Annotated in this window: 25 protein-coding genes; 21 read left to right on the top strand and 4 right to left on the bottom strand. The window is 59.0% G+C overall.

Annotated elements, in window-relative coordinates; genetic code table 11:
• Position 1: 1 nt before the first annotated feature.
• From fdx to QRN20_RS05080, 14 genes are all read left to right on the top strand, one after another.
• Positions 2-343: an ISC system 2Fe-2S type ferredoxin gene (fdx, locus tag QRN20_RS05145; RefSeq protein ID WP_058431916.1), complete on the top strand. Its 342-nt coding sequence runs from the start codon at positions 2-4 to the stop codon at positions 341-343.
• Positions 344-357: 14 nt separating this feature from the next.
• On the top strand, positions 358-558 hold the full coding sequence (gene iscX / locus QRN20_RS05140; protein WP_029241761.1) for a Fe-S cluster assembly protein IscX: 201 nt from the start codon (positions 358-360) through the stop codon (positions 556-558).
• 95 nt (positions 559-653) lie between these two features.
• On the top strand, positions 654-1,079 hold the full coding sequence (gene ndk / locus QRN20_RS05135; RefSeq protein ID WP_002552482.1) for a nucleoside-diphosphate kinase: 426 nt from the start codon (positions 654-656) through the stop codon (positions 1,077-1,079).
• 31 nt (positions 1,080-1,110) lie between these two features.
• A complete protein-coding gene (gene rlmN / locus QRN20_RS05130) occupies positions 1,111-2,259 on the top strand; it encodes a dual-specificity RNA methyltransferase RlmN (RefSeq protein ID WP_004878747.1) in 1,149 nt (382 codons plus the stop codon).
• Between the two features lie 38 nt (positions 2,260-2,297).
• Complete coding sequence (gene pilW, locus QRN20_RS05125; protein ID WP_285360022.1) at positions 2,298-3,056, top strand: type IV pilus biogenesis/stability protein PilW; 759 nt, start codon at positions 2,298-2,300, stop codon at positions 3,054-3,056.
• Complete coding sequence (locus tag QRN20_RS05120; RefSeq protein ID WP_025995075.1) at positions 3,056-4,057, top strand: RodZ domain-containing protein; 1,002 nt, start codon at positions 3,056-3,058, stop codon at positions 4,055-4,057. The genes pilW and QRN20_RS05120 overlap by 1 nt, the downstream gene beginning before the upstream one ends.
• Positions 4,058-4,060: 3 nt before the next feature.
• Positions 4,061-5,170, top strand: coding sequence for a flavodoxin-dependent (E)-4-hydroxy-3-methylbut-2-enyl-diphosphate synthase (gene ispG / locus QRN20_RS05115; protein WP_025995076.1), 1,110 nt, complete (start codon positions 4,061-4,063; stop codon positions 5,168-5,170).
• A gap of 22 nt (positions 5,171-5,192) precedes the next feature.
• On the top strand, positions 5,193-6,482 hold the full coding sequence (gene hisS, locus QRN20_RS05110; protein ID WP_025995077.1) for a histidine--tRNA ligase: 1,290 nt from the start codon (positions 5,193-5,195) through the stop codon (positions 6,480-6,482).
• Positions 6,483-6,521: 39 nt separating this feature from the next.
• The gene (locus tag QRN20_RS05105; protein WP_004878756.1) at positions 6,522-7,163 is read left to right on the top strand and encodes a tetratricopeptide repeat protein; all 642 of its coding nucleotides are present in this window, start codon (positions 6,522-6,524) and stop codon (positions 7,161-7,163) included.
• Entirely contained in the window at positions 7,156-8,307 is a 1,152-nt protein-coding gene (gene bamB / locus QRN20_RS05100) for an outer membrane protein assembly factor BamB (RefSeq protein WP_025995079.1), read from the top strand. The genes QRN20_RS05105 and bamB overlap by 8 nt, the downstream gene beginning before the upstream one ends.
• Before the next feature lie 140 nt (positions 8,308-8,447).
• Positions 8,448-9,917, top strand: a complete 1,470-nt coding sequence (der, locus tag QRN20_RS05095) for a ribosome biogenesis GTPase Der (protein WP_004878760.1) — start codon at positions 8,448-8,450, stop codon at positions 9,915-9,917.
• Between the two features lie 120 nt (positions 9,918-10,037).
• Complete coding sequence (locus QRN20_RS05090) at positions 10,038-11,186, top strand: pyridoxal phosphate-dependent aminotransferase (RefSeq protein ID WP_029241763.1); 1,149 nt, start codon at positions 10,038-10,040, stop codon at positions 11,184-11,186.
• A complete protein-coding gene (locus QRN20_RS05085) occupies positions 11,174-11,965 on the top strand; it encodes an amidohydrolase (protein ID WP_029241764.1) in 792 nt (263 codons plus the stop codon). Before QRN20_RS05090 ends, QRN20_RS05085 begins: the two co-directional genes overlap by 13 nt.
• A 57-nt stretch (positions 11,966-12,022) precedes the next feature.
• Positions 12,023-12,454 carry a hypothetical protein gene (locus QRN20_RS05080; protein ID WP_029241765.1) on the top strand — a complete coding sequence of 144 codons (432 nt, stop codon included), beginning with the start codon at positions 12,023-12,025 and terminating at the stop codon, positions 12,452-12,454.
• Between the two features lie 92 nt (positions 12,455-12,546).
• Here the strand turns inward: QRN20_RS05080 and QRN20_RS05075 are convergent, their stop codons facing one another.
• Together QRN20_RS05075 and leuA are read right to left on the bottom strand one after the other, a co-directional pair.
• Complete coding sequence (locus QRN20_RS05075; RefSeq protein WP_004878768.1) at positions 12,547-13,416, bottom strand: oxaloacetate decarboxylase; 870 nt, start codon at positions 13,414-13,416, stop codon at positions 12,547-12,549.
• Between the two features lie 366 nt (positions 13,417-13,782).
• Entirely contained in the window at positions 13,783-15,453 is a 1,671-nt protein-coding gene (gene leuA / locus QRN20_RS05070) for a 2-isopropylmalate synthase (RefSeq protein WP_029241766.1), read from the bottom strand.
• A 339-nt stretch (positions 15,454-15,792) separates the two neighbouring features.
• Between leuA and QRN20_RS05065 the strand changes: the two genes are divergently transcribed.
• On the top strand, positions 15,793-16,119 hold the full coding sequence (locus tag QRN20_RS05065) for a hypothetical protein (protein ID WP_134723978.1): 327 nt from the start codon (positions 15,793-15,795) through the stop codon (positions 16,117-16,119).
• Positions 16,120-16,377: 258 nt separating this feature from the next.
• Here QRN20_RS05065 and QRN20_RS05060 read toward each other — a convergent pair whose 3' ends face one another.
• Both QRN20_RS05060 and xseA read right to left on the bottom strand, forming a co-directional pair.
• Positions 16,378-17,202 carry a peptidoglycan DD-metalloendopeptidase family protein gene (locus tag QRN20_RS05060; RefSeq protein ID WP_122417732.1) on the bottom strand — a complete coding sequence of 275 codons (825 nt, stop codon included), beginning with the start codon at positions 17,200-17,202 and terminating at the stop codon, positions 16,378-16,380.
• A 7-nt stretch (positions 17,203-17,209) separates the two neighbouring features.
• Positions 17,210-18,589 (bottom strand): exodeoxyribonuclease VII large subunit, encoded by a 1,380-nt coding sequence (gene xseA, locus QRN20_RS05055; RefSeq protein ID WP_162864117.1) that lies wholly within the window; start codon positions 18,587-18,589, stop codon positions 17,210-17,212.
• A 189-nt stretch (positions 18,590-18,778) separates the two neighbouring features.
• Here xseA and QRN20_RS05050 point away from each other — a divergent pair, with 189 nt between their 5' ends.
• From QRN20_RS05050 to QRN20_RS05025, 6 genes are all read left to right on the top strand, one after another.
• Positions 18,779-19,558, top strand: coding sequence for a sulfite exporter TauE/SafE family protein (locus QRN20_RS05050; protein WP_122524721.1), 780 nt, complete (start codon positions 18,779-18,781; stop codon positions 19,556-19,558).
• A 76-nt stretch (positions 19,559-19,634) separates the two neighbouring features.
• A complete protein-coding gene (locus tag QRN20_RS05045; protein WP_058431922.1) occupies positions 19,635-20,183 on the top strand; it encodes a hypothetical protein in 549 nt (182 codons plus the stop codon).
• Positions 20,184-20,278: 95 nt separating this feature from the next.
• On the top strand, positions 20,279-21,748 hold the full coding sequence (gene guaB / locus QRN20_RS05040; protein WP_004878782.1) for an IMP dehydrogenase: 1,470 nt from the start codon (positions 20,279-20,281) through the stop codon (positions 21,746-21,748).
• Positions 21,749-21,853: 105 nt separating this feature from the next.
• Positions 21,854-23,431 (top strand): glutamine-hydrolyzing GMP synthase, encoded by a 1,578-nt coding sequence (guaA, locus tag QRN20_RS05035; RefSeq protein ID WP_004878783.1) that lies wholly within the window; start codon positions 21,854-21,856, stop codon positions 23,429-23,431.
• Between the two features lie 250 nt (positions 23,432-23,681).
• Entirely contained in the window at positions 23,682-23,852 is a 171-nt protein-coding gene (locus tag QRN20_RS05030) for an acetyltransferase (RefSeq protein WP_122466347.1), read from the top strand.
• Positions 23,852-24,250: a type II toxin-antitoxin system death-on-curing family toxin gene (locus QRN20_RS05025; RefSeq protein WP_122466348.1), complete on the top strand. Its 399-nt coding sequence runs from the start codon at positions 23,852-23,854 to the stop codon at positions 24,248-24,250. Before QRN20_RS05030 ends, QRN20_RS05025 begins: the two co-directional genes overlap by 1 nt.
• Positions 24,251-24,379 lie beyond the last annotated feature (129 nt).

Raw genomic sequence — 24,379 nt, 5'->3', positions numbered from 1 at the left:
GATGCCGCAGGTGATTTTTCTGCCCCACGCCGAGCACTGCCCGGACGGGCTGGTTGTAGAAGTTGAACCGGGTATTTCCATCCTCGAGCTTGCTCACGAGCATCACATCGAGATCGAAAGCGCCTGTGGTGGCGTCTGTGCCTGCACGACCTGTCATTGCGTCATTCGCCAGGGCTTCAGCTCGCTGAATGAAGCCGACGAGCTGGAAGAGGACATGCTCGACAAAGCCTGGGGCCTTGAGCCGCAATCGCGTCTATCCTGTCAGGCAATTGTCGGCACCGAAGACCTGACCGTCGAAATACCCAAGTATTCGCTCAACCACGCTGCCGAAGCGCCGCACTGATTCAAGGAACGCTCATGAGTCTCAAATGGGTCGATGTGCAGGAAATCGCCATTCAACTGGCCGAAGCGCATCCGGAGATCAATCCGTTGACCGTAAATTTCGTCAAGTTGCGCGGCCTGGTCATGGCTCTGCCTGAATTCGATGACATTCCGGATCGTGGCGGCGAGAAGGTCCTTGAAGCGATTCAGGGGCTTTGGATCGAAGAGCTCGACTGAGTCTGTAACGCATGTTTTTAGGCAATACCCTCAGAACCCGCGTATAATTCGCGGGTTTAATTTTTCGCTTCAATCACTGTTTCTGGAGTTTCACCATGGCTGTTCAACGTACTTTCTCCATCATCAAGCCTGACGCCGTTGCAAAGAACGTAATCGGCGAGATCACCACTCGTTTCGAAAAAGCCGGTCTGCGCGTTGTTGCTTCCAAGCTGAAGCAGCTGTCCAAGGCCGAAGCTGAAGGTTTCTACGCTGAGCACAGCGCTCGTGGTTTCTTCGGCGACCTGGTTGCTTTCATGATCTCCGGTCCGGTTGTCGTTCAGGTTCTGGAAGGCGAAAACGCTATCGCTTTGAACCGCGAGCTGATGGGCGCTACCAACCCTAAAGAAGCTGCTGCCGGCACCATCCGTGCTGACTTCGCTGATTCCATCGACGCCAACGCTGTTCACGGTTCCGATTCCGAAGCAGCCGCTGCTCGTGAAATCTCGTACTTCTTCGCAGCTACCGAGGTAACCGCTCGCTAAGTCTTGCGACTATCGAGTGAAGGGTGAATTCATGATTGCATCGACTGGTAAAACCAACCTGCTGGGTCTGACTCAGCTGGAAATGGAGAAATTCTTCGACTCTATCGGGGAGAAGCGCTTCCGTGCCGGTCAGGTCATGAAGTGGATTCACCACTTTGGCGTCGATGATTTCGACGCCATGACGAACGTCAGCAAGGCTTTGCGCGAAAAGCTCAAGGCCTGTGCCGAAGTTCGGGGTCCTGAAGTCGTCAGCGAGGACATTTCGAGCGATGGCACCCGTAAATGGGTGGTGCGCGTCGAGTCCGGCAGCTGCGTCGAGACCGTCTATATTCCGCAAGGCAAGCGCGGCACTCTGTGCGTGTCTTCCCAGGCGGGCTGTGCCCTGGATTGCAGTTTCTGCTCCACCGGCAAGCAAGGCTTCAACAGCAACCTCACCGCCGCCGAAGTTATCGGTCAGGTGTGGATTGCCAACAAATCCTTTGGCAGTGTCCCGGCAACCGTCGACCGTGCAATCACCAACGTGGTGATGATGGGCATGGGTGAGCCACTGCTGAACTTCGACAATGTCATCGCCGCCATGCATCTGATGATGGATGACCTGGGGTATGGCATTTCCAAGCGCCGGGTGACCCTGTCCACCTCAGGCGTGGTGCCGATGATCGACGAGCTGTCCAAGCACATCGATGTATCGCTGGCCCTGTCGCTGCATGCGCCCAATGACGCGCTGCGCAACCAGCTGGTGCCGATCAACAAGAAATACCCGCTGAAAATGCTGCTCGAATCCTGCCGTCGCTACATGTCGAACCTGGGTGAAAAGCGTGTGCTCACCATCGAGTACACCATGCTCAAGGACATCAATGACAAGGTCGAGCACGCCGTTGAAATGATCGAGTTGCTCAAGGACACGCCTTGCAAGATCAACCTGATCCCTTTCAACCCTTTCCCGCACTCCGGTTACGAGCGTCCGAGCAATAACGCGATCCGTCGTTTCCAGGACCTGTTGCATCAGGCTGGCTATAACGTCACTGTGCGTACCACGCGTGGCGAAGACATCGATGCCGCTTGCGGCCAGTTGGTCGGCCAGGTGATGGATCGCACGCGTCGTAGTGAACGCTATATCGCAGTGCGAGAGTTGAGTGTCGAGGCCGATTCAGTGCCAGGCGCGGCGACCCGAACCTGACTGCCCAACCGAACGCGAAACTGACCAAGAGGGACTTCATGTCTGTGCGCGCCCCGTTGCTGCTGTGTGTTGTCATGTTGCTCGTGGGCTGCGTATCAACCGGCAATGTCAATCCGCTCTCGACCTCCCAGGGACGTGAAGAAGCGCGCAAGGCCTACGTTCAGCTCGGAATCGGCTATCTGCAGCAAGGCCAGACCGAACGCGCCAAGGTGCCCTTGAAGAAGGCGCTTGAGCTGGACGGTTCGGACGCTGGAGCCAACGCGGCATTGGCGCTGGTCTTTCAGGCCGAAATGGAACCTGAACTCGCCGACCAGTACTTTCGCAAGGCGCTGTCGGCAAGCAGCAACGACACACGCATCGTCAACAATTACGGCAGTTTTCTCTACGAGCAGAAGCGCTACAAGGAAGCCTACGAGCGTTTCGAGCAGGCGGCTGCCGATAACCTATATCCTGAGCGTTCGCGGGTTTTCGAAAGCCTGGGCATGACCTCGATCAAACTGGGCAATCGCGAGCAGGCCCGCGAGCATTTCACCAAGGCCCTGCGGCTGGACAACCAGCAGCCACGTGCGTTGCTGGAAATGGCTGAGTTGTCTTACGAAGACGGGCATTATGTGCCGGCGCGTGACTATTACGACCGTTTTAGCCAGCTGAGCGAGCAAAATGCACGTAGTCTATTGCTCGGTACGCGGTTGGCTAAAGTATATGAAGACCGCAACAAGGCGGCCAGTTTTGGTCTGCAATTAAAAAGACTCTATCCCGGTACGCCGGAATATCAGCAATACCTGTCGGAGCAATGATGAAAGCGGCGCATCCCGAAGTTGTAGCAACCACCCGCGTGAATCCTGGAGAAACCCTGCGTCAGGTTCGCGAGAGCAAAAACTGGTCGCTGCCAGATGTGGCTTTGAGGCTGAACCTCACCGTGACTTCACTGAGTCATCTGGAGAACGGGAACTTTGAAAAGCTGCCTGGGCACACCTTCGCCCGGGGGTATGTACGTGCCTACGCGAAACTGCTGGAGCTGGATCAGGCCGCGATGGTCGAGCAGTTCGATCAGTTCACCGGCACCGACGGCAAGGGCAGCCCGGTGCACGCCCTGGGTCGCATCGAAGAGCCGGTGCGCCTGTCGCACAATATCCTGCGTATCGTCAGCCTGCTGCTGCTGATCGCGCTGATCGGTGGCGGTTTCTTCTGGTGGCAGGACCAGGCCTCGATGCGCGGCAAGGATCTTTCGGGGCTCAACCTTGAGCACGTCGAAGTCGAAAGCGCTGACGGCACCACCCAGATTCACCCGCTGGACGAGCCCGAGGACCAGGCGGTCGTTGAAAACCCTTCAACCGGCGAAACATCGCTGCCGTTGAATACCGGTACGCCGTCCACGCAAACCCAGAGCGCTGCGCCTGAAGTCCCGGCTCCTGCCGTTACAGCGCCTGCGCACACGCAAGCACCTGCCACTGCAACGCCGCCGGCCGCATCGGCTCAGGCGCCTGCAGTTGCGCCATCCGTTCCGTCCATGCCGACCACCCCAGCTGCCGAGCAGATTGCTCCTGTCATGCCCGGTGCAGGTCAGGTCAACGTGCAGTTCACAGCCGATTGCTGGACTCAGGTGACAGACGGTAATGGCAAGGTGCTGGTCAGCGGTCTCAAGCGCAAGGGCGAAAGCCTTGACGTCAACGGCAAGCCGCCGCTGACCCTGCGCCTGGGCTTCGCCCGCGGTGCGCAAGTCAGCTACAACGGTCAGCCTGTAGACGTGGCACCTTTTACCAGCGGCGAGACTGCTCGCCTGAAACTAGGTCAATAAGTCATGCACGGCGAATCCCCGATCAAGCGTCGCGAATCCCGAAAAATATGGGTTGGTTCTGTTCCTGTCGGCGGCGATGCCCCGATTGCAGTGCAGAGCATGACCAACAGTGACACCAACGATGTGGCGGCCACGGTCGCACAGATCAATCGGCTGGAAGCGGCCGGTGTCGACATCGTGCGGGTCTCGGTACCGGACATGGATGCGGCCGAAGCGTTCGGCCGTATCAAGCAGCTGGTGAAAGTCCCGCTGGTGGCCGACATCCACTTCGACTACAGGATCGCATTGCGCGTAGCCGAACTGGGCGTCGATTGCCTCCGCATCAATCCCGGTAACATCGGTCGTGAAGACCGTGTGCGTGCAGTGGTCGATGCCGCCCGTGACCGTGGCATCCCGATCCGCATCGGCGTGAACGCCGGTTCTCTCGAAAAAGACCTGCAGAAGAAGTACGGCGAGCCCACGCCCGCTGCGCTGGTCGAGTCCGCGTTGCGTCACGTCGAGCACCTGGAACGGTTGAATTTCCCGGACTTCAAGGTCAGCGTGAAGGCCTCGGACGTGTTCATGGCCGTCGAAGCCTATCGCCTCCTGGCCAAGGAAATTGTCCAGCCACTGCACCTGGGCATCACCGAAGCCGGTGGATTGCGTTCAGGCACAGTGAAATCGGCCGTCGGCCTAGGTATGCTGCTCGCCGAAGGAATTGGCGATACTATCCGCATCTCGCTGGCCGCTGATCCGGTCGAAGAGGTTAAGGTCGGTTACGACATTCTCAAATCGTTGCGCCTTCGTTCCCGTGGCATCAACTTCATCGCCTGCCCGAGCTGCTCGCGGCAGAACTTCGATGTGGTCAAGACCATGAACGAGCTGGAAGGTCGTCTCGAGGATTTGCTGGTGCCGCTGGATGTTGCGGTCATCGGTTGTGTGGTCAACGGTCCTGGCGAAGCCAAGGAGGCGCATATCGGCCTCACGGGCGGTACGCCGAACCTGATCTACATCGATGGCAAGCCTGCGCAGAAGCTGACCAATGACAATCTTGTGGATGAGCTGGAACGCTTGATTCGCGAGAAAGCGGCTGAAAAGGCCGAAGCCGACGCCTCGGTCATCGTGCGCGGCTAACCCGTATTGCTAAGGATTTTTTGTGAGTAAGTCTCTGCAAGCCATTCGTGGCATGAACGACATCCTGCCTGAGCAGACGCCGCTGTGGCGTCACTTCGAAGGCACTGTCTCGCGCCTGCTCGATAACTATGGTTATCGCCAGATTCGCATGCCTATCGTCGAATTTACCGACCTGTTCAAGCGCTCGATCGGCGAAGTCACCGATATCGTCGAGAAAGAGATGTACACCTTTGCCGATCGCAACGGTGACTCGCTGACCCTGCGCCCTGAAGGCACGGCGGCGTGCGTGCGCGCAGTGCTCGAGCATGGCATCACGGGTGGCGGCCAGGTGCAGAAGCTGTGGTACATCGGCCCGATGTTCCGTCACGAGCGTCCGCAGAAAGGCCGGTATCGCCAGTTTCACCAGATCGGCGTGGAAGTCTTCAACCTTGACGGTCCGGACATCGATGCCGAACTGATCGTCATGACCTGGCGCCTGTGGGGCATGCTGGGTATTCGCAACGCGGTCAAGCTCGAGCTCAACAGCCTGGGCACCAGCGAAGCCCGTGCACGCTATCGCGAGGCGCTGGTGGAGTTTCTGTCGGCGCGTCTCGACCAACTGGATGAAGACAGCCAGCGCCGTCTGAAAACCAATCCGCTGCGCGTGCTCGACACCAAGCATCCCGAGACTCAGGCCGTGTTGGTGGATGCGCCGAAGCTGGCCGATTATCTCGATGAAGAATCCCGCGTTCACTTCGAAGGCCTGAAAGCCCGTCTGGACGCTGCCGGTATTCCTTACGTGATCAATCCCAAGCTGGTGCGCGGGCTGGATTACTACAGCAAGACCGTTTTCGAATGGGTTACCGATCAACTGGGTGCTCAGGGCACTGTCTGTGCGGGCGGTCGTTACGACGGCCTGGTCGAGCAGATGGGCGGCAAGCCGACCGCGGGCGTTGGCTTTGCAATGGGCATCGAGCGTCTGGTGCTGCTGCTGGAGACCCTGGAGCAGATCCCGGAAGAGATCTCCCGTCAGGTCGACGTGTACCTTTGCGCGTTCGGTGAAGCTGCCGAGCTTGCCGGTCTGACGCTCGCCGAACAGGTGCGCGACCGTCTGCCGAACCTGCGTCTGCAGGTCAATGCCGGTGCCGGTAGCTTCAAGAGTCAGTTCAAGAAAGCCGACAAGAGCGGCGCGCTGTATGCTCTGATCCTCGGCGACGAAGAGCTCGGCCAGAAGATCATTGGCGTCAAACCCCTGCGTGGTCAGGGTGAACAACAAAATATTGCTTGGGACGCTCTGTCAGAGCACCTGGCCTCCTGCGTCGTGCAGGGTTGAAGCTGATTAACAGCCGTTTTAGCGAATAGGAGTATTGGGGTGTCGAGTTCCGAAGATGATGAGCTGGCGGGAGTCAAGGACTGGTGGCAGCGCAACGGCAAACCCCTGGTTGCAGGTGGCCTGCTGGCGCTGATCGTGGTCCTGGGCTGGCAGTTCTGGCAGAGATATCAGGCTAATCAGTCGCAAGGCGCCTCGATGCTCTACCAGCAGTTGCTCGAAACCGCACTGACGCCAAGTGGCCAGGCAGACACCACGCGTGTCGCCGAAATCTCCGGCAAGCTGAAAAGCGAATACGGCGGCACCACTTATGCGCAGTACGGCAGTCTTTTCGTCGCCAAGGTGGCAGTGGATACCGGTAAACTCGACGACGCAGCAGCAGAGCTGAAAGTGGTTGCCGACAAGCCTGCCAACGAAACGCTGGGTGAAATTGCCCGTCAGCGTCTGGCACGAGTGCTGGCTGCACAGAACAAGGCTGATGATGCGCTGAAGCTGCTGGACGGCGATGCTGAAAAGTCGTTCCTGGCCAGCCGTGAAGAACTCAAGGGTGACCTGCTGGTTCAGCTGGGTCGTACCGACGAGGCACATGCTGCATACCAAAAGGCCAAATCCGCTCTGTCTGAAGAGGCAGCGGTCGGTGGTCTGCAAATGAAGCTCGACGATCTGGCGAAAGGGGATGCGTGACGTGATTCGTTGGAAACATGCAGCATTGCTGGCTCTGGCCATTCTGGCCGCGGGTTGCAGCAGCAACAGCAAGAAAGAACTGCCGCCGGCCGAGCTGACTGACTTCAAAGAAGAAGTGGTCCTGCAAAAGCAGTGGAGCCGCTCCATCGGTGACGGTCAGGGCAAGACGTACAACATGCTGGTTCCGGCCATCGACGGCGATCGCATCTATGCGGCCGACGTCACGGGCGAAATCGTTTCGCTGGATCGCCTGACCGGCGACGTGATCTGGAAGAAAGATCTCGAGCTGCCGGTCTCCGGCGCGGTGGGCGTAGGTTACGGCCTGGTGATGATCGGCACCCTCAAGGGGGAAGTCGTTGCCATGGACGCCACCACCGGCGAAGAGAAATGGCGCGCTCGCGTAAGCAGCGAAGTACTGGCCCCGCCTGCCACCAACGGCAGTGTTGTCGTGGTTCAGACCCAGGATGATCGCGTGGTCGGCTTCGATGCCTCCACCGGTTCCCAGCTCTGGATCTACGAAAGCACGCCTGCGGTACTGACCCTGCGCGGTACAGGCGCTCCTTTGGCGACCAACCGTCTTGCGGTGGCCGGTCTGTCCACGGGCAAGGTTGTTGCGCTGGATATCACCAACGGCGTGCCGATCTGGGAGCAGCGTGTAGCGGTTCCACAGGGTCGTTCGGAACTGGACCGTGTGGTCGATATCGACGGCGGTCTGCTGCTGTCTGGCGGTACACTGTACGTCGCGACCTATCAGGGTCGTGTTGCCGGTCTGGAACTGGAAAGCGGTCGTGTGCTCTGGCAGCGTGATGCGTCGAGCTACTCGGGCGTTGCCCAGGGCTTTGGCAGCGTTTACGCCACCCTGGCTTCCGGCACCGTCGAAGGTATCGACGAACGTTCTTCCTCCGCACTGTGGAGCAACGAATCTCTGGCCCGCCGTCAACTGGGCGCGCCGGAAGTGTATTCCAGCTACATCGCGGTCGGCGACATGGAAGGCTATCTCCACCTGTTGAGCCAGGTAGATGGTCGTTTCGTGGGTCGTCAGCGTATCGACAGCGACGGCCTGCGTGCTCGTCCGCTGGTGGTTGGTGACATGATTTACGTGTATGGCAACAGCGGCAAACTGGAAGCCCTGACCATCAAGTAATGATTGACGAAGCCAGAGGCCCAAGGCCTCTGGCGACCTTGCTCAGGCAAGGCTGCGGTGCCCTCGGGCGCCGCTCCGAACTCCGGCCGCTGCCCTGCAGCGGCTTTTGTATTTTCTGAAATAACGAAGTGGAGAGCCTAATGGTTCCCGTAATCGCCCTGGTGGGTCGACCGAACGTCGGCAAGTCCACCATGTTCAACCGCCTGACCAGGACCCGCGACGCCATTGTCGGCGATCTGTCCGGTCTTACCCGTGATCGCCAATACGGAGAGGCGAAGTGGCAGGGGCGCTCCTATATTCTGATCGACACCGGCGGTATCTCCGGTGACGAGCATGGCATGGACGAAAAGATGGCCGAGCAGTCGCTGCTGGCCATTGAAGAAGCCGATGTGGTGCTGTTTCTGGTAGACGCCCGTGCAGGCTATACCGCTGCCGATCAGATGATTGGCGAGCATCTGCGCAAACGTAACAAGCGTTCCTACGTGGTCGCCAACAAGATCGATAACATCGACGAGAACCTGGCCCGTGCCGAGTTCAGCCCGATGGGTCTGGGTGACGCCATTCCGGTGGCCGGTGCTCATGGCCGCGGCATCTCGCAGATGCTGGAAATCGCCCTGCGCGAATTCCCGCGCGATGAAGACGATCAGGAAGACGCCGAAGTTGAAGAAGTCGCCGAAGGTCAGGAAGCCAAGCGCATTCCGGGCCCCAGCGAGAAAGACGGTATCAAGATCGCGATCATTGGTCGTCCCAACGTCGGCAAGTCGACGCTGGTCAACCGCATGCTGGGTGAAGACCGGGTTATCGTCTACGACGAGCCGGGCACCACGCGTGACAGTATCTACATTCCCTTCGAGCGTAACGAAGAGAAGTACACGCTGATCGACACCGCCGGTGTGCGCAAGCGCGGCAAGATCCACGAGGAAGTTGAAAAGTTCTCGGTGGTCAAGACGCTGCAGGCCATCAAGGACGCCAACGTGGTGATCTTCGTGATGGATGCCCGCGAGGGTGTCGTCGATCACGACCTCAACCTGTTGGGCTTTGCGCTGGAAGCCGGTCGGGCACTGGTCATCGCACTGAACAAGTGGGACGGCATGACGCCGGGCGAGCGTGACTACGTGAAGGTCGAGCTGGAACGTCGTCTGTTCTTCGTCGACTTCGCGGACATTCACTTCATCTCGGCCCTGCACGGCACGGGCGTGGGCAACCTGTATCAGTCGGTACAGAACTCGTTCAAGTCGGCAGTGACCCGCTGGCCGACGAGCCGCCTGACCCAGATTCTCGAAGACGCCGTCAGCGAGCACGCGCCGCCCATGGTCGGCAGCCGCCGCATCAAGCTGCGTTACGCTCACCTGGGTGGCGCCAACCCGCCGCTGATCGTGATTCACGGTAACCAGGTCGAGAAGGTCCCGAAATCCTACGTCCGTTACCTGGAAAACACCTATCGTCGTGTGCTCAAGCTGGTCGGTACGCCGATCCGTATCGAGTTCAAGGGCGGCGAGAACCCGTACGAAGGCAACAAGAACACGCTGACTGACCGTCAGGTCAACAAGAAGCGTCGGATGATGTCGCACCACAAGAAAGCCGACAAGAAGCGCCGCGACAAGCGTTGAATCGTCTGTAGGAAATGTACGAAAAAGGCACCTCTGGTGCCTTTTTTTATGCGCGCTCCATGGGCTATCCTGCCTGACCCGTGCCGTCGTGGTGCCGGGGGATTGCAGGGAAAGGGCTCCATGATCGACAGCAAGCTGCCTAATGTGGGCACCACCATTTTCACCGTCATGTCTCAACTGGCTGCCGAAACCGGCGCCATCAACCTGTCTCAGGGCTTTCCCGATTTCGATGGCCCGCAGGCGCTGCGCGATGCGGTGTGCCGTCATGTCATGCAGGGTCACAATCAGTATTCACCGATGACCGGTCTGCCCGCGCTTCGTCAACAGGTCGCGGCCAAGATCGCCCGCAGCTATGGGCGCACCGCCAGCCCGGAGACTGAAATCACCATCACGCCCGGCGCGACCCAGGGTATTTTCTGTGCGATCCAGACGGTCATCCGTCCCGGCGACGAAGTGATCATTTTCGATCCGTGCTACGACAGCTACGAGCCTGCGGTCGAACTGGCGGGCGGGCGCTGCGTCCACGTGCAGTTGGGGCTTGATGATTTTTCCATCGACTGGCAGAAACTTACCGACGCGCTCAGCCCGCGCACCCGAATGATCGTCATCAACAGCCCGCACAACCCAAGCGGTGCGTTGATCAGTCGTGCCGAGCTGGATCGGCTGGCAGCGCTGATTGCCGAGCGAGATATCTATCTGCTCAGTGACGAGGTGTACGAACATCTGGTCTTCGACGGTCAGCGGCACGTGAGCGTGCTGGATCACGAGGAGCTGTATCAGCGGGCGTTCGTTGTGAGTTCGTTCGGCAAGACCTATCACGTCACTGGCTGGAAAACCGGCTATGTGGTCGCGCCGCCTGCGTTGACCGCCGAGATGCGCAAGGTCCATCAGTACGTAAGCTTCTGCGGCGTGACCCCGCTGCAATTCGCGCTGGCCGACTTCATGGCTGAACACCCTGAGCATGTTGATGAACTGCCAGCGTTTTATCAGGCCAAGCGCGACTATTTCTGCGATCAGCTGCAAGCATCACGCTTCGCGTTCAAGCCGGTCGGCGGTACGTATTTTCAGTTGGTGGACTATTCGCAGATTCGTCCGGACCTCAATGATGTCGACATGGCGTTGTGGATGACCCGCGAGCATGGCGTGGCCAGCATCCCTATCTCCGTGTTCTATCAACGTCCGCCTGAAGGACAGCGATTGATCCGCCTGTGCTTCGCCAAGCAAGAGGAGACGCTGCGTCTGGCAGCGGAAAAACTATGCGCGATCTGAGTCAGTTGCCGAACCTGAGCCTTGCCTTGATCCAGACCACACTGGTCTGGCATGACCGGGACGCCAATCTCCAGCACTTCGAATCGCTGCTCAGCCAGGCGAAGGGCGCCGATCTGGTGATCCTGCCGGAGATGTTCACCACCGGCTTCTCGATGGAGTCCGAAGCGCTGGCGGAGCCCGAGGCGGGACCGACGTCCGAGTGGCTGTTGCAGCAAGCCAGGCGAATCAATGCAGTGGTCACTGGCAGTGCGATCATTCGTACGGCCGATGGCAGTCATCGCAACCGTCTGCTGTGGGCGCGCCCGGATGGCGAGCTGCTGCATTACGACAAGCGTCATCTGTTCCGCATGGCAGGCGAGCACGAACATTACACGCCCGGCGAACGTCAGGTGATGTTCGAGCTCAAGGGATGGCGCATTCGTCCGCTGATTTGCTACGACCTTCGTTTCCCGGTGTGGAGCCGCGACGCTCAGGACACCGATCTGCTGCTGTACACCGCCAACTGGCCGGGCGCCAGGCGATTGCACTGGAACCGGCTGCTGCCTGCCAGGGCGATTGAGAACCTGTGTTATGTGGCCGCCGTCAATCGCATCGGCACCGACGGCAAGGGCTTCGCTTACACAGGTGACAGCCAGGTCCTGGATTTCCAGGGTGAGAGTCTGCTCGGCGCTGGCGAGGCTGATGGGGTGTTCCAGGCAACCCTCAACGCGGCTGATCTTCAGGCCTATCGCACGCGTTTCCCGGCAGGATTGGACGCTGATTCATTTATTATCAATTAAATGCTTCAGAATGTTACGAGTCGGCCGATACCGTTCGCAGACAATCAGGAGATCGCCATGGTTACCATCAATACGTCCACGCTGAGCGCTTACCCGAACTCGCTGTCGTTAACAGTCAAGAATCAGGACGCGCAGACAGCTATTGCTACTGCCACCACGGACGATGATAAAAAGACCACGGAAGTGAATCTGGAAGGTGCCAAAGCAAACAGTGCGTCCGACGGCGGCAGCGTTGGAGGGTCAAGCAAAAGTGCGCTCGATTCAACCAAAGACAAAATCAAAGAGATGATCAAGCTGGCTCAGAAGCAGTTGGCTGAGCAGCAGGCTCAACTGGCTGCTGTTCAGGCCAGCCAAGGCACGCCTGACGAAAAGGCGATGAGGGCGATGGCTATCCAGACGCAGATCATGGCGACCAGCTCCAACCTGCAGACTCTTCAAGGTGCGTTGTTGCAGCTTGAGACTGAGGGTGGCGTGAAAACCACTGTCTGAAGCGCGTCTCGTGGACGATTCCACGAAACTCATATGAAAAAGCCTCCCTTTCTCAACGAGAGGGAGGCTTTTTCAGTTCAGCGCCACGGCGCCTACTCGTTCACGTTCATGAACTTCTTCGCCCACTCGACGTAGTCTTCAGGCTGGGTGTAAGTGTGGGTCAGCTCGGTCGCGCTCATGTTCGAGGTGCTGCCCAGAATCTGCCGCTGCTCGCGCAGGCAGTCATAAGTTGCCTTGATTGCCGCAAAGTACGCCGCATGTCCATGCACGCAGACGCGCACACCCATCTCGGCCAGACGGTCATTGTCATGCAGCTCCGGGTTGCCATAGGTGACCAGCATCAGCGGCACGGTCAGGCCTTCGGAGATCTGCGCCAGGTGATCAAAGTCGCGGATGCCGACGATGGTGATGCCGTCAGCGCCAGCGGCCTGGTACTGCTGCACACGGCTGATGGCTTCCTGAACCGGAATGATCGCTGCGTTGGTGCGGGCGAAGATCGACATTTCAGGATCGACGCGTGCTTCCAGCGCTGCGCGAATCTTGCCGACACCTTCTGCTGTGGAAATCAGGTCCGTCGATTTACGGCCAAACTGCGCGGGCAGCAAGGTGTCTTCAATGGTCAGCGCCGAGATGCCGGCACGTTCCAGTTCAGTGACAGTGCGCATGACGTTAAGGGCGTTGCCGTAACCATGGTCTGCGTCTGCAATGACGGGAAGCTGTGCGACACGGCCGATGCGCGTGGCCTGTTCGACGAACTCGCTGAGCGTGATCAGGGCGAAGTCGGGCGCTGCCAGTACTTGCAGCGAAGCGACCGAACCGCCAAGGATGCCGACTTCAAAGCCCAGGTCGGCGGCGATGCGCGCAGACATCGGGTCGAATACCGAAGCGGTGTGATAGCAGGATTTTGACGAGGTCAGCTCACGAAAGCTGCGGCGCAGGTCTTGATGGGAAGCCTTGGGCATAATCGCTCCAAATGTGATTGGATCAGCTCGGCGTTGACGACGCCAAAGCTGTTTTCAATGCACGGAAGGTCTGCCCGTGCATTTTCTTCGTCGGGGAAACAATGCAATAGTCGTCTTGGTTTTTATAGGAAGGTGGAGCGGGCAGGTCAATTGGGACGGGCATCTTCAGCCTATGAATGGCTGTTCGATTCAGGCCGGTCCAAGCCAAGGGCAGCATGCTACCACAGCGTCGAAAAAAAAGATTATGCCGAAACTGACAGGGTCATGCGCACAATGGAATAGCCCTTGAGGGCGCGTAGCAGAGGCGGGAAGGGGGTGTCGGGTTGAAAGGGCAGCGGATCAGTGTCCGCTGCCACGTTCATTCACTCAGGCTGCTTTGGCTTGCGCCTGGCTCAGCGAGCGGTTCAGCGCGCTGAACAGTGCGCGGAAGCTGGCGGTGGTGATGTTTTCATCGATGCCCACGCCGTGTACCGCCTTGTCACCATTCACACGCAGCTCGATATAGGCAGCGGCCTTGGCCGTGGTGCCGGAACCGATGGCGTGTTCGTTGTAGTCCATGATTTCCACGGAAATCGGCAGACCGGCCACCAGTGCTTCCAGAGCGCCTTTGCCCTTGCCGCGCCAGTGCTGGGTTTCACCATCGACATGCACTTCGGCATCGACCGAGCTGTTGCCGTTCTCTTCCTGCAGCTTGTGGCTGATCAACGCGTAAGGTGTGTTGGCCTGCAGGTATTCACGACGCAGCAACGAGTGGATCTGCTCGGCAGTCATCTCAAGGCCCAGACGGTCTGTTTCACCTTGAACCACCTGGCTGAACTCGATCTGCATGCGACGTGGCAGCGAGATGCCGTATTCCTGTTCCAGCAGGTAGGTGATGCCACCCTTGCCCGACTGGCTGTTGACGCGAATCACGGCCTCGTAGCTGCGACCGATATCGGCCGGGTCGATCGGCAGGTAAGGCACTTCCCACAACTCGCCTTCCTTCTGCTGAGTGAAGCCCTTGCGGATGGCATCCTGGTGCGAGCCGGAGAAGGCGGTGTGAACCAGGTCGCCCACGTAGGGGTGACGCGGGTGAACCGGAATCTGGTTGCACTCTTCGACGACCTTGCGCACACCGTCGATGTCCGAGAAGTCCAGCTCAGGGTGGATGCCCTGGGTGTAGAGGTTCAAGGCGACGGTGACCAGATCGACGTTACCGGTACGCTCGCCGTTGCCGAACAGGCAGCCTTCGACACGATCCGCGCCCGCCATCAGGCCCAGCTCGGTAGCGGCGACGCCGGTGCCACGGTCATTGTGGGTATGGAGGCTGATCAGTACGCTGTCACGGCGCGTGATATGACGGCCAAACCACTCGATCTGGTCGGCATAAATATTGGGTGTCGCTACTTCAACGGTTGCAGGCAGGTTCAGGATCACCTTGTTCTGAGGCGTCGGGTTCCAGACTTCGATCACCGCGTCGCAGACTTCCTTGGCGAACTCCAGTTCGGTCGCGCTGAACGTTTCGGGCGAGTACTGGAAGGTCCACTGGGTTTCAGGCTGTTGAGCGGCGTATTTGACGAACAGCTTGGCAGCATTGACCGCGATGTCCTTCACGCCGGCCTTGTCCTGGTTGAACACAATGCGGCGGAACGCCGGGCAGGTCGCGTTATACAAGTGAACAATGGCCTTCTTGGCACCGCGCAGCGATTCGAACGTACGGGCGATCAGGTCTTCACGCGCCTGGGTCAGCACCTGAATGGTGGTGTCATCCGGGATGTGGCCATCTTCGATCAGGGTGCGCACGAAGTCGAAATCAGTCTGCGAAGCGGACGGGAACGAGGCTTCGATTTCCTTGACGCCGACGCTGACCAACGTCTTCCAGAAGCGCAGCTTCTTGGCCGCATCCATAGGCTCGATCAGCGACTGGTTACCGTCACGCAGGTCGGAACTGCACCAGATCGGCGCCGCAGTGATGGTCTTCGAAGGCCAGGTGCGGTCAGGCAGATCAATGGTCGCAAACGCGCGGTACTTGTTCGAGGGATCTTTGAGCATGGTCATGTGGATAGTCCTTTGTACTTATAGGCCGGAAAGAGGCGGCCAACCGTTATCGCTAACTAAGGTCGAGGCACTGCAATCAAGCCCGGCAGTCGTGCACTGACCAGGCTGAGGCACCGATGTTGGCGCAACAGGAATAGGGTTGGAGAGGTTTTCATGAGGCCAACCGTAACCATTGGGGTCAACGATGGCAAGTACTTGAAAATAATTGGGATAAATTCTTGTTATCTTTGATTTTTGGCTTTTTTATCGCGTACTGAGTGTGTTTTTATCTGAGTTATTGTTGCCGGACATTGAAGTGCGCAAGATGCGCGTGCACATCTTTTGAGATCGGGGTGGATGATGAACGAGAAAGACTGGAAGCACCTGAGTGCGTTGCGAGAGGCAGCAGTAGAGCGGCTGTACGATCGCATATTCGAGAATCTGAAAATGGCCGTTCAGGCGGATGACAAAACCGGACGTGAGAAAGTATTCGGTGCCAAGCAGGCTATCGACGCGGGATTGGAAGAGGTGAGATACACCTTTGATTCGCTCCGGCACTCTCGCTCCAATGCCAATATCATTCTATTGGCAATGGTGAACGCAGAGTTGGTCACCGAGCAGGAGATGGCGGGCTTCAGTGAGGACGTCCAGCAACATATCTCGAGTATCCTCAATGACCCGCTTTGACGGTGCCGCAAGCTTTGCTCTCATCGTTATACACAAGTCGCAACGCGCATCTGGAGCGGGCACTATTTCGGCCGTGGGAGCGGGCCGAGCGGCGTTCCGTTTGTCCGCGAAAAGGCCGGTACATCCGACGCATATGCGGTGGCTGAAATACTGCATTCGCGGACAAGTCCCACGGGTTTGCTGCGCGACAGCGCTACGTCGAAGACGTGGTGGCGCCTCCTACAGCCTTATGCAGGGCGTAGATCTGTTCTCTGCGGTTCAGGGTTGAAACGCACCGATAAAGATCGCCGGATCAACGCGGGCATCGTTCAGGCTGACGTTCCAGTGCATGTGCGGACCTGTTGCGCGGCCGGTTGCGCCTACTTCGCCAACGACACCGCCACGCGGTACGAGATCACCCTGTTTCACGCTGATCTTCGACATGTGGCAGAACATGCTGATAAAGCCCTGACCGTGATCGACGAACACGGTATTGCCATTGAAGAAGTAATCGCCAATCAGGATGACCTTGCCAGCAGCCGGTGATTTGATCGGCGTGCCCGCAGGTACCGCGAAGTCCAGACCGGCGTGCGGGTTGCGTTCTTCGCCATTGAAGAAGCGGCGGACCCCGAACTTGCTCGACAGCGGACCGTTGACCGGCTTGTCGAGAATCAGATTGCTCGGTGTGCCGGGACTGAAACTGCGGTAAGCGCGGATCTGTTCGGCCAGTTCGCCCTCGATGCGCTTGTTGTCTTCAGGGTTCGGATTGACCTGACGCTTGTTCTTCAGGGTGATGCGCTGCTCCGGGTACTTTTTGCTACCGACAGTGAAGCTCAGCGAGCGGCCGCCCGAAGATATCTGTTCGGTACCCGGTTTGACGGTCAGCGGAATGCCGACAATCGCCAGCCAGCGTGTGCCTTGTTCCTTGACCACCAGTACGCGCTTGCCTTGATAGGTCGCGGTCGGTGCCTGTGCGCCAGTGCCCAGATCGATGACGGCGACGCCGCCGGGAACGGGCTTGTTCAGCGCGCGGGTAATGAAGCTGTCGGCGTGAGCGGGCAGGCACAGCAGCAGAGCGAACAGCGGGGCAATAAAACGTAGCATCAGGCAGTCAGTCCAGAAGGGAAAGGGTCACGGGCGTCAGGTGATTGTCCTCGACCCGTACCTGCAACTCGCCTTCACCGAGCTTTGCAGTCAGGCGTTGGCCGGGTCGGGTTTGTGCGGCATTGCGGATCGCGTGACCGCGTTCGTCGAGCAGAATGCTGTAGCCGCGACCCAGCGTCGCGAGCGGGCTGACCACGTTCAGGGTCTGCATCTGGCTCTGCAGCTGCAGCTTGCGGGCTTTGATCTGTTCGCGGATGGCGCGGGGCAGGCGCTCGGCCAGCACGTCCAGACGCTGGCGCAGAAACGCCAGCGTGCGCCCTGGATGCTGGGCGGCGAGACGGCTTTCCATATGGGCCAGACGTACCTGACGCTTGTGCATGCCTTGCTCGAAGGCGCGGCGCATGCGCATATCCAGGTCATCGAGACGCTGGGATTGCTGTCGCAGACGTTCGCCGGGATGACGAAGGCGTCGGGAAATCCCTTCAAGGCGCAGGCGTTCGCGCATCAGGCGATCCTGCATGCGGCTGACGAGTCGGCGATGCAGATTGTCGACGCGACGATGCAGGTCGCTGGAATCGGGAGCCAGCAGTTCGGCTGCGGCGGACGGCGTCGGCGCACGGACGTCAGCCACGAAGTCACTGATCGACACGTCGGTCTCATGTCCGACTGCGCTGACGATCGGCGTTACGCAGGCATCGATGGCGCGGGCCACGGCTTCTTCGTTGAAGCACCACAGGTCTTCCAGCGATCCGCCGCCACGGGCCAGAATCAGCGCGTCGAAGCCACGGGAGTCAGCCAGCTTGATGGCACGGACGATCTGGTTGATGGCTTCGCGGCCCTGAACGGCAGTCGGGATCAGAGTCAGTTCGACCCGCGGTGCCCGACGGCGAAACACGCTGATGATGTCGCGGATCACGGCACCGGTCGGCGAACTGATGATGCCGATACGCTGCGGATGCAAGGGCAGGGCGACCTTGCGTTCGGCGCTGAACAGGCCTTCATCGCTGAGCTTGGCTTTCAGCGCATCGAACGCCAGACGCAACGCACCGTCACCGGCAGGCTCCACAGTGTCGAGTATCAGCTGATAGTCGCCACGACCTTCGAACAGCGACACCTTGCCGCGTACCTTGACCTGCAGACCGTCCTTGAGCGCCTGGCGCACGCGCGCTGCACTCTGGCGAAACAGCGCGCAACGCACCTGCGCGCCCGAGTCCTTCAGGGTGAAGTACACATGGCCCGAGGCGGGGCGCGAGAGGTTGGAAATCTCGCCCTCGACCCAGATGCTGCTGAACACATCCTCCAGCAACACCCGCGCACGGCCGTTGAGCTGGCTGACAGTAAGGACTTCCCGGTCGAGGCCGAGTCTTGCGAAAGGGTCTTTGATCATGTCGGGCATCATAAAGGCAATGTCGGTTAAGCGCACCTCTGCGCCCCTCACGCTGATCGTTCCGCACGCTCTGCGTGGGAATGCCGCCCAGGACGCTCCGCGTCCGTTCTCTCAGGCAACCCTGAACGTGAAGGCGCCACGTCGATGTCTTTGCTAAAGTCCCTTCATTCCCTCCAGAAAGGAAGCGTCGTGGGCGATATCGGGGTGTTCGCAGCATTCTCTCAACTGGGATTCACGCCGCTCGACTGGCTGATCATCGAGCTCAGCGTGGCCGCCGCTTATATCGTCTTCGGCATCGCCGGTTTTGGCACGGCACTGGTGGCAGGTCCCATCCTGATTCACTTCATGCCGCTGTCACGCATCATTCCGCTGCTGGTCATGCTCGACTTCCTCGCCGCCTTCGGCAATCTGTTGCCGTCCCGCCAGTCCGTAGTCAAATCCGAACTGCTGCGCCTGCTTCCTTGTATGGCAGTGGGTTGCACGCTGGGTGTGCTATTTCTGCTCAATCTGAAGTCCGATCTTCTGCTTCTATTAATGGGTATCTTTGTCACGGCTTACGCGCTGTACAGTCTGGCAGTCAAGGTTCGGCCGACCCAGCTGGCCGCAGGCTGGGCCGTTCCCATGGGCACCCTCGGCGGGCTGTTCGGTGCGTTGTTTGGCAGCGGCGGCTTTTTATATGCGATCTACCTCAACAGCCGCCTGACGTCCAAAGAACAGGCGCGGGCCACGCAAAGTGCACTGATCAGCTGTAGCACCATCGTGCGCCTGAGCCTGTTTCTGATCGCGGGTGTCTACGCCGACATCCCGCTGCTGGTGCTCGGCGTCTGCCTGTTGCCCGCGATGCTGACGGGCTCCTGGGTGGGGAGGGCGCTGACCAAACGCTTGTCCCGCGAAGCCTTCGTACGTCTGGTGACGTGGCTGGTGCTGGTCAGCGGCATCGCCCTGATTGGCCGCTACATCGCGGGCTGAATGCGAATTTCACGCTTGACCTGAAACCATGGCCGATTAAGCTGCGGCCTCAATCCGTTTCAAGCGACACACTGTCATGAACACCCAAAGCATCATCGTCCCGCAAATCTCCACCTTCCCGGCCCACGAAGCCAGGGCGCGCCTCATCCTGCGCTGGCTGATCAAGCTCAACGTGGTCGAGCCGGAGCTGACCACCTGCGGACGCGCTGGCAACAAAATGGCCTATGCCGTGGCCCCGGGTGCCAGACGTGTGGTGCAGAACCCGGAGGCGTTGCCGTTTGGGCAAGTCGTCAACGGCCTGGAGATTGTGACCAAGCGCTGCATCTTCACGCCCCTCGATAACTTCGCCGAAGAAGCCGGTTGCCCCGAATGCCGTCGCGAGATCGGCGAGGCGCTGTTCGATAGTCTCGAAGACTGGATGCCCGGCCACACCGACAACTTCACCTGCCCTGAATGCCGCCACGAAGACGACATCAACGGCTTTCTGTTTCTGGATGCCTGCGGTTTTTCCAACCTGGGATTCATCTTCAACAACTGGCTGGACGCGTCCTTCACCCAGACCTTTCTCGACGACTTCGCCGAACGTCTGGATCGCCCGGTGTCCTTCGTAAAAGTACGTCTATAAACGGCTTCAATAATAGACTGAGGTTTACATTGAGCCGGGCGGGGTGTGTGGGTATAATGGCGCGCTTCCAATTTTCCCGCCCGGGAGCCCCCGCGATGCTGCGTATCAGTCAAGAAGCCCTTACATTCGACGACATTCTCCTTGTGCCCGGTTATTCCGAGGTACTGCCCAACGAAGTCAGTCTGAAAACCCGTTTGACCCGTGGCATCGAGCTGAATATTCCTTTGGTCTCCGCTGCAATGGACACCGTCACTGAGGCCCGTCTGGCAATTGCCATGGCTCAGGAAGGCGGTATCGGTATCATCCACAAGAACATGACCATCGAGCAGCAGGCTGCCGAAGTGCGCAAGGTCAAGAAGTTCGAGGCCGGTGTCGTCAAGGACCCGATCACGATCGAAGCCGACGCCACCGTTCGCGATCTGTTCGAACTCACCCGCATGCACAACATTTCCGGCGTACCCGTGCTGCATGATGGCGACCTGGTCGGCATCGTGACGTCCCGCGACGTACGTTTCGAAAACCGTCTTGATGTCCCTGTCCGTGAAGTGATGACGCCCAAAGAACGTCTGGTCACCGTGCGCGAAGGCGCAGACAAGAACGAAGTGCGTGAACTGCTGCACAAGCACCGTCTGGAAAAAGTCCTGATCGTTGACGCGAATTTCGCGCTCAAGGGCATGATGACCGTCAAGGACATCGAAAAAGCCAAGGCCTATCCGCTGGCCAGCAAGGACGACCAGGGTCGTCTGCGTGTCGGCGCTGCAGTCGGCACCGGCAAGGACACCGGCGAGCGCGTTACCGCGCTGGTTGCCGCTGGCGTTGACGTGGTGGTTGTCGACACCGCGCACGGTCATTCCAAAGGCGTGATCGACCGCGTTCGCTGGGTCAAGGACAACTTCCCTGAAGTGCAGGTCATCGGCGGCAACATCGCCACCGGCGAAGCGGCCAAGGCGCTGGTCGCCGCTGGCGCTGACGCGGTCAAGGTCGGTATCGGCCCTGGCTCGATCTGCACCACCCGTATCGTTGCCGGTGTCGGCGTTCCACAGATCAGCGCCATCGCCAACGTTTCCGCTGCCCTTGAAGGCACCGGCGTTCCGATGATCGCGGACGGCGGTATCCGCTTCTCCGGTGACCTGTCCAAGGCCATCGTGGCTGGCGCATCCTGCGTGATGATGGGTTCGATGTTTGCCGGTACTGAAGAAGCGCCGGGCGAAATCGAACTGTTCCAGGGCCGCTCCTACAAGGCCTATCGCGGCATGGGTTCGCTGGGTGCAATGTCCCAGGCGCAAGGCTCGTCCGACCGCTACTTCCAGGACTCGTCCGCCGGTGCCGAAAAGCTGGTGCCGGAAGGCATCGAAGGTCGTGTTGCTTACAAAGGCCCGCTGTCCGCCATCATCCATCAACTGATGGGCGGTCTGCGTTCCTCCATGGGGTACACCGGAAGCGCCACCATCGAAGAAATGCGCACCAAGCCTGAGTTCGTGCGCATTACCGGTGCCGGCATGGCTGAATCCCACGTCCACGACGTGCAGATCACCAAGGAAGCGCCGAACTATCGCGTTGGTTGATCCGGATTGCATCGTGGTTCACGCCGCGATGCAGCCCAGCAAGTTTCATAGCCGGGGCTGTTGACGCAGCCCCGTGTCGTTTCTGTTTTTTGACGAGATTGAGTCATGGCCCTCGACATTCACGCCCACCGTATCCTGATCCTCGACTTCGGTTCCCAGTACACCCAGCTGATCGCCCGCCGCGTGCGTGAAATCGGCGTGTACTGCGAACTGCATCCGTTCGACATGGACGACGAAGCGATTCGCGAATTCGCCCCGCGCGGCATCATCCTCGCCGGTGGCCCGGAATCCGTGCACGAAGCCAACAGCCCGCGCGCACCGCAGGCCGTGTTCGACCTCAACGTCCCGATCTTCGGCATCTGCTACGGCATGCAGACCATGGCTGAACAGCTGGGCGGCCGCGTTGCCGGTTCCGACCTGCGCGAGTTCGGTTATGCCCGCGTTGACGTCGTCGGCAAGAGCCGCATCCTCGACGGCATCGAAGACCACATCGACGCTGATGGCGTGTTCGGTCTCGACGTCTGGATGAGCCACGGCGACAAGGTCACCGAAATCCCGGACGGCTTCCACGTCCTTGCCAGCACCCCGAGCTGCCCGATCGCCGGCATGGCCGACGACACCCGTGGCTACTACGGCGTGCAGTTCCACCCGGAAGTGACCCATACCAAGCAGGGCGGTCGCATCCTGTCGCGCTTCATCCTCGACATCTGCGGCTGCGAAGCCCTGTGGACGCCGTCGCACATCGCCGACGACGCCATCGCCACCATTCGCGCCCAGGTCGGCACCGACAACGTCCTGCTGGGCCTGTCCGGCGGTGTTGACTCCTCCGTGGTCGCAGCCCTGCTGCACAAGGCCATCGGCGACCAGCTGACCTGCGTCTTCGTCGACAACGGCCTGCTGCGTCTGCACGAAGGCGAGCAGGTCATGGCCATGTTCGCCGAGAACATGGGCGTCAAGGTCATCCGTGCCAACGCCGAAGAGCAGTTCCTGAACAATCTGGAAGGCGAGAGCGATCCAGAGAAGAAGCGCAAGATCATCGGCCGTACCTTCATCGACGTGTTCGATGCCGAATCCTGCAAGCTGGACAACATCAAGTACCTGGCCCAGGGCACCATCTACCCGGACGTGATCGAGTCGGCTGGCGCGAAAAGCGGCAAGGCGCACGTCATCAAGTCGCACCACAACGTGGGCGGCCTGCCGGAAGAAATGAACCTCAAACTGGTCGAGCCCCTGCGCGAACTGTTCAAGGACGAAGTCCGCCGTCTGGGCCTCGAACTCGGCCTGCCGTACGACATGGTCTACCGCCACCCATTCCCGGGCCCAGGCCTGGGCGTGCGTATTCTGGGTGAAGTGAAAAAGGAATACGCCGACCTGCTGCGTCGTGCCGACCATATCTTCATCGAAGAACTGCGCAAGGCCGACTGGTACCACAAAGTCAGCCAGGCCTTCGTCGTGTTCCAGCCCGTCAAATCGGTAGGCGTCGTCGGCGACGGCCGCCGCTACGCATGGGTCGTCGCACTGCGTGCCGTAGAAACCATCGACTTCATGACCGCACGCTGGGCACACCTGCCTTACGAGCTGCTGGAGACCGTGAGTGGGCGCATCATCAACGAGATCGAGGGTATTTCCCGTGTGACGTATGATGTGTCGAGCAAGCCGCCTGCGACGATTGAGTGGGAGTGAGCCCGCTAACGGGCCTGTGCTGACTGACAAAAAGCCCGCTGAGTTGCGGGCTTTTTGTATTTGGCGTTGATTGGATCGACGTACAACCGCTGGAGATGCCTTTTCATTCAGCGGTGGTTGTTGCTGAGTTGCGTGCTGGTGTCGCACTGATGGCGATCTAAATCCTACGCCGTTCATAGCCCGGTGTGTCTGGCTTCTCAGTGTGCTACCTTGTGGGCAGAAATTGATCAAAATTTAGGGTAGCCAAGCCATGAATCACAAGCTGAACACCTATGGTGTATCCATAATAGAGCGGCCTAAAATCAAAGCCACCAAGAAGCTGGACTTGGGTGGCGATCAGGGTAAGCAGATTGTTTATTCAGAAACCAAGCTGGTTCTCAGAACTCACAAGAACACCTTTAAGAAGCTGGCTGATATGTAATGGAATTGATCTTCTTTCCATTTGAGCGGGTCATTGAGATAAACACTCAAATCCTGACCACCGAGCCCGGCATGAGAGGGGCGGTAAATATCCCGATCTTGCAAGGTGCGCTGGCCAGAGTCGACAATGCAATCGCCTACACCGGCCTTGACGATATATTTGAAATTGCTGCCAAGTACACCGCCAGCATCGCTCAAGGCCACGCACTGCCTGACGCGAACAAGCGAACCGGGCTTGCGGTCGGCTTGGAGTATCTTTCGCTTAATGATTATGAGATTACTCTGGACAATGATTTGCTAGCGGATGCCGTCAGGGATTTGGTGACTGACGATATCAATGAGGATGATTTCGCCGATATTCTCTACTCCTGTTTCATTGCCTCTAAAAATCAGGATTAGCTCAAGTAAGGTCTGTCAGGTATTCGGGTTTTATTAGCCGTATTCATAATAAAGCATGCGAGGCCTTTCCCTGTTCTAAGTAGTGGTTAAAGAACTGAGGTCTCACTGTTGGCGCTGTCAAATCAATGT

The sequence above is a fragment of the Pseudomonas sp. fls2-241-TYG-175 genome (genome assembly GCF_030209155.1).
GTDB lineage: Bacteria > Pseudomonadota > Gammaproteobacteria > Pseudomonadales > Pseudomonadaceae > Aquipseudomonas > Aquipseudomonas viridiflava.
This window is presented reverse-complemented; position numbering and strand designations above follow the sequence as displayed.

What these genes read in the sequence shown, in the direction of transcription:
- fdx (WP_058431916.1), top strand. Translation starts at nt 2, where the DNA reads ATGCCGCAGGTGATTTTTCTGCCCCACGCCGAGCACTGCCCGGACGGG.
- iscX (WP_029241761.1), top strand. Translation starts at nt 358, where the DNA reads ATGAGTCTCAAATGGGTCGATGTGCAGGAAATCGCCATTCAACTGGCC.
- ndk (WP_002552482.1), top strand. Translation starts at nt 654, where the DNA reads ATGGCTGTTCAACGTACTTTCTCCATCATCAAGCCTGACGCCGTTGCA.
- rlmN (WP_004878747.1), top strand. Translation starts at nt 1,111, where the DNA reads ATGATTGCATCGACTGGTAAAACCAACCTGCTGGGTCTGACTCAGCTG.
- pilW (WP_285360022.1), top strand. Translation starts at nt 2,298, where the DNA reads ATGTCTGTGCGCGCCCCGTTGCTGCTGTGTGTTGTCATGTTGCTCGTG.
- QRN20_RS05120 (WP_025995075.1), top strand. Translation starts at nt 3,056, where the DNA reads ATGAAAGCGGCGCATCCCGAAGTTGTAGCAACCACCCGCGTGAATCCT.
- ispG (WP_025995076.1), top strand. Translation starts at nt 4,061, where the DNA reads ATGCACGGCGAATCCCCGATCAAGCGTCGCGAATCCCGAAAAATATGG.
- bamB (WP_025995079.1), top strand. Translation starts at nt 7,156, where the DNA reads ATGCGTGACGTGATTCGTTGGAAACATGCAGCATTGCTGGCTCTGGCC.
- der (WP_004878760.1), top strand. Translation starts at nt 8,448, where the DNA reads ATGGTTCCCGTAATCGCCCTGGTGGGTCGACCGAACGTCGGCAAGTCC.
- QRN20_RS05090 (WP_029241763.1), top strand. Translation starts at nt 10,038, where the DNA reads ATGATCGACAGCAAGCTGCCTAATGTGGGCACCACCATTTTCACCGTC.
- QRN20_RS05085 (WP_029241764.1), top strand. Translation starts at nt 11,174, where the DNA reads ATGCGCGATCTGAGTCAGTTGCCGAACCTGAGCCTTGCCTTGATCCAG.
- QRN20_RS05080 (WP_029241765.1), top strand. Translation starts at nt 12,023, where the DNA reads ATGGTTACCATCAATACGTCCACGCTGAGCGCTTACCCGAACTCGCTG.
- QRN20_RS05075 (WP_004878768.1), bottom strand. Translation starts at nt 13,416, where the DNA reads ATGCCCAAGGCTTCCCATCAAGACCTGCGCCGCAGCTTTCGTGAGCTG.
- leuA (WP_029241766.1), bottom strand. Translation starts at nt 15,453, where the DNA reads ATGACCATGCTCAAAGATCCCTCGAACAAGTACCGCGCGTTTGCGACC.
- QRN20_RS05065 (WP_134723978.1), top strand. Translation starts at nt 15,793, where the DNA reads ATGAACGAGAAAGACTGGAAGCACCTGAGTGCGTTGCGAGAGGCAGCA.
- QRN20_RS05060 (WP_122417732.1), bottom strand. Translation starts at nt 17,202, where the DNA reads ATGCTACGTTTTATTGCCCCGCTGTTCGCTCTGCTGCTGTGCCTGCCC.
- xseA (WP_162864117.1), bottom strand. Translation starts at nt 18,589, where the DNA reads ATGATCAAAGACCCTTTCGCAAGACTCGGCCTCGACCGGGAAGTCCTT.
- QRN20_RS05045 (WP_058431922.1), top strand. Translation starts at nt 19,635, where the DNA reads ATGAACACCCAAAGCATCATCGTCCCGCAAATCTCCACCTTCCCGGCC.
- guaB (WP_004878782.1), top strand. Translation starts at nt 20,279, where the DNA reads ATGCTGCGTATCAGTCAAGAAGCCCTTACATTCGACGACATTCTCCTT.
- guaA (WP_004878783.1), top strand. Translation starts at nt 21,854, where the DNA reads ATGGCCCTCGACATTCACGCCCACCGTATCCTGATCCTCGACTTCGGT.
- QRN20_RS05030 (WP_122466347.1), top strand. Translation starts at nt 23,682, where the DNA reads ATGAATCACAAGCTGAACACCTATGGTGTATCCATAATAGAGCGGCCT.
- QRN20_RS05025 (WP_122466348.1), top strand. Translation starts at nt 23,852, where the DNA reads ATGGAATTGATCTTCTTTCCATTTGAGCGGGTCATTGAGATAAACACT.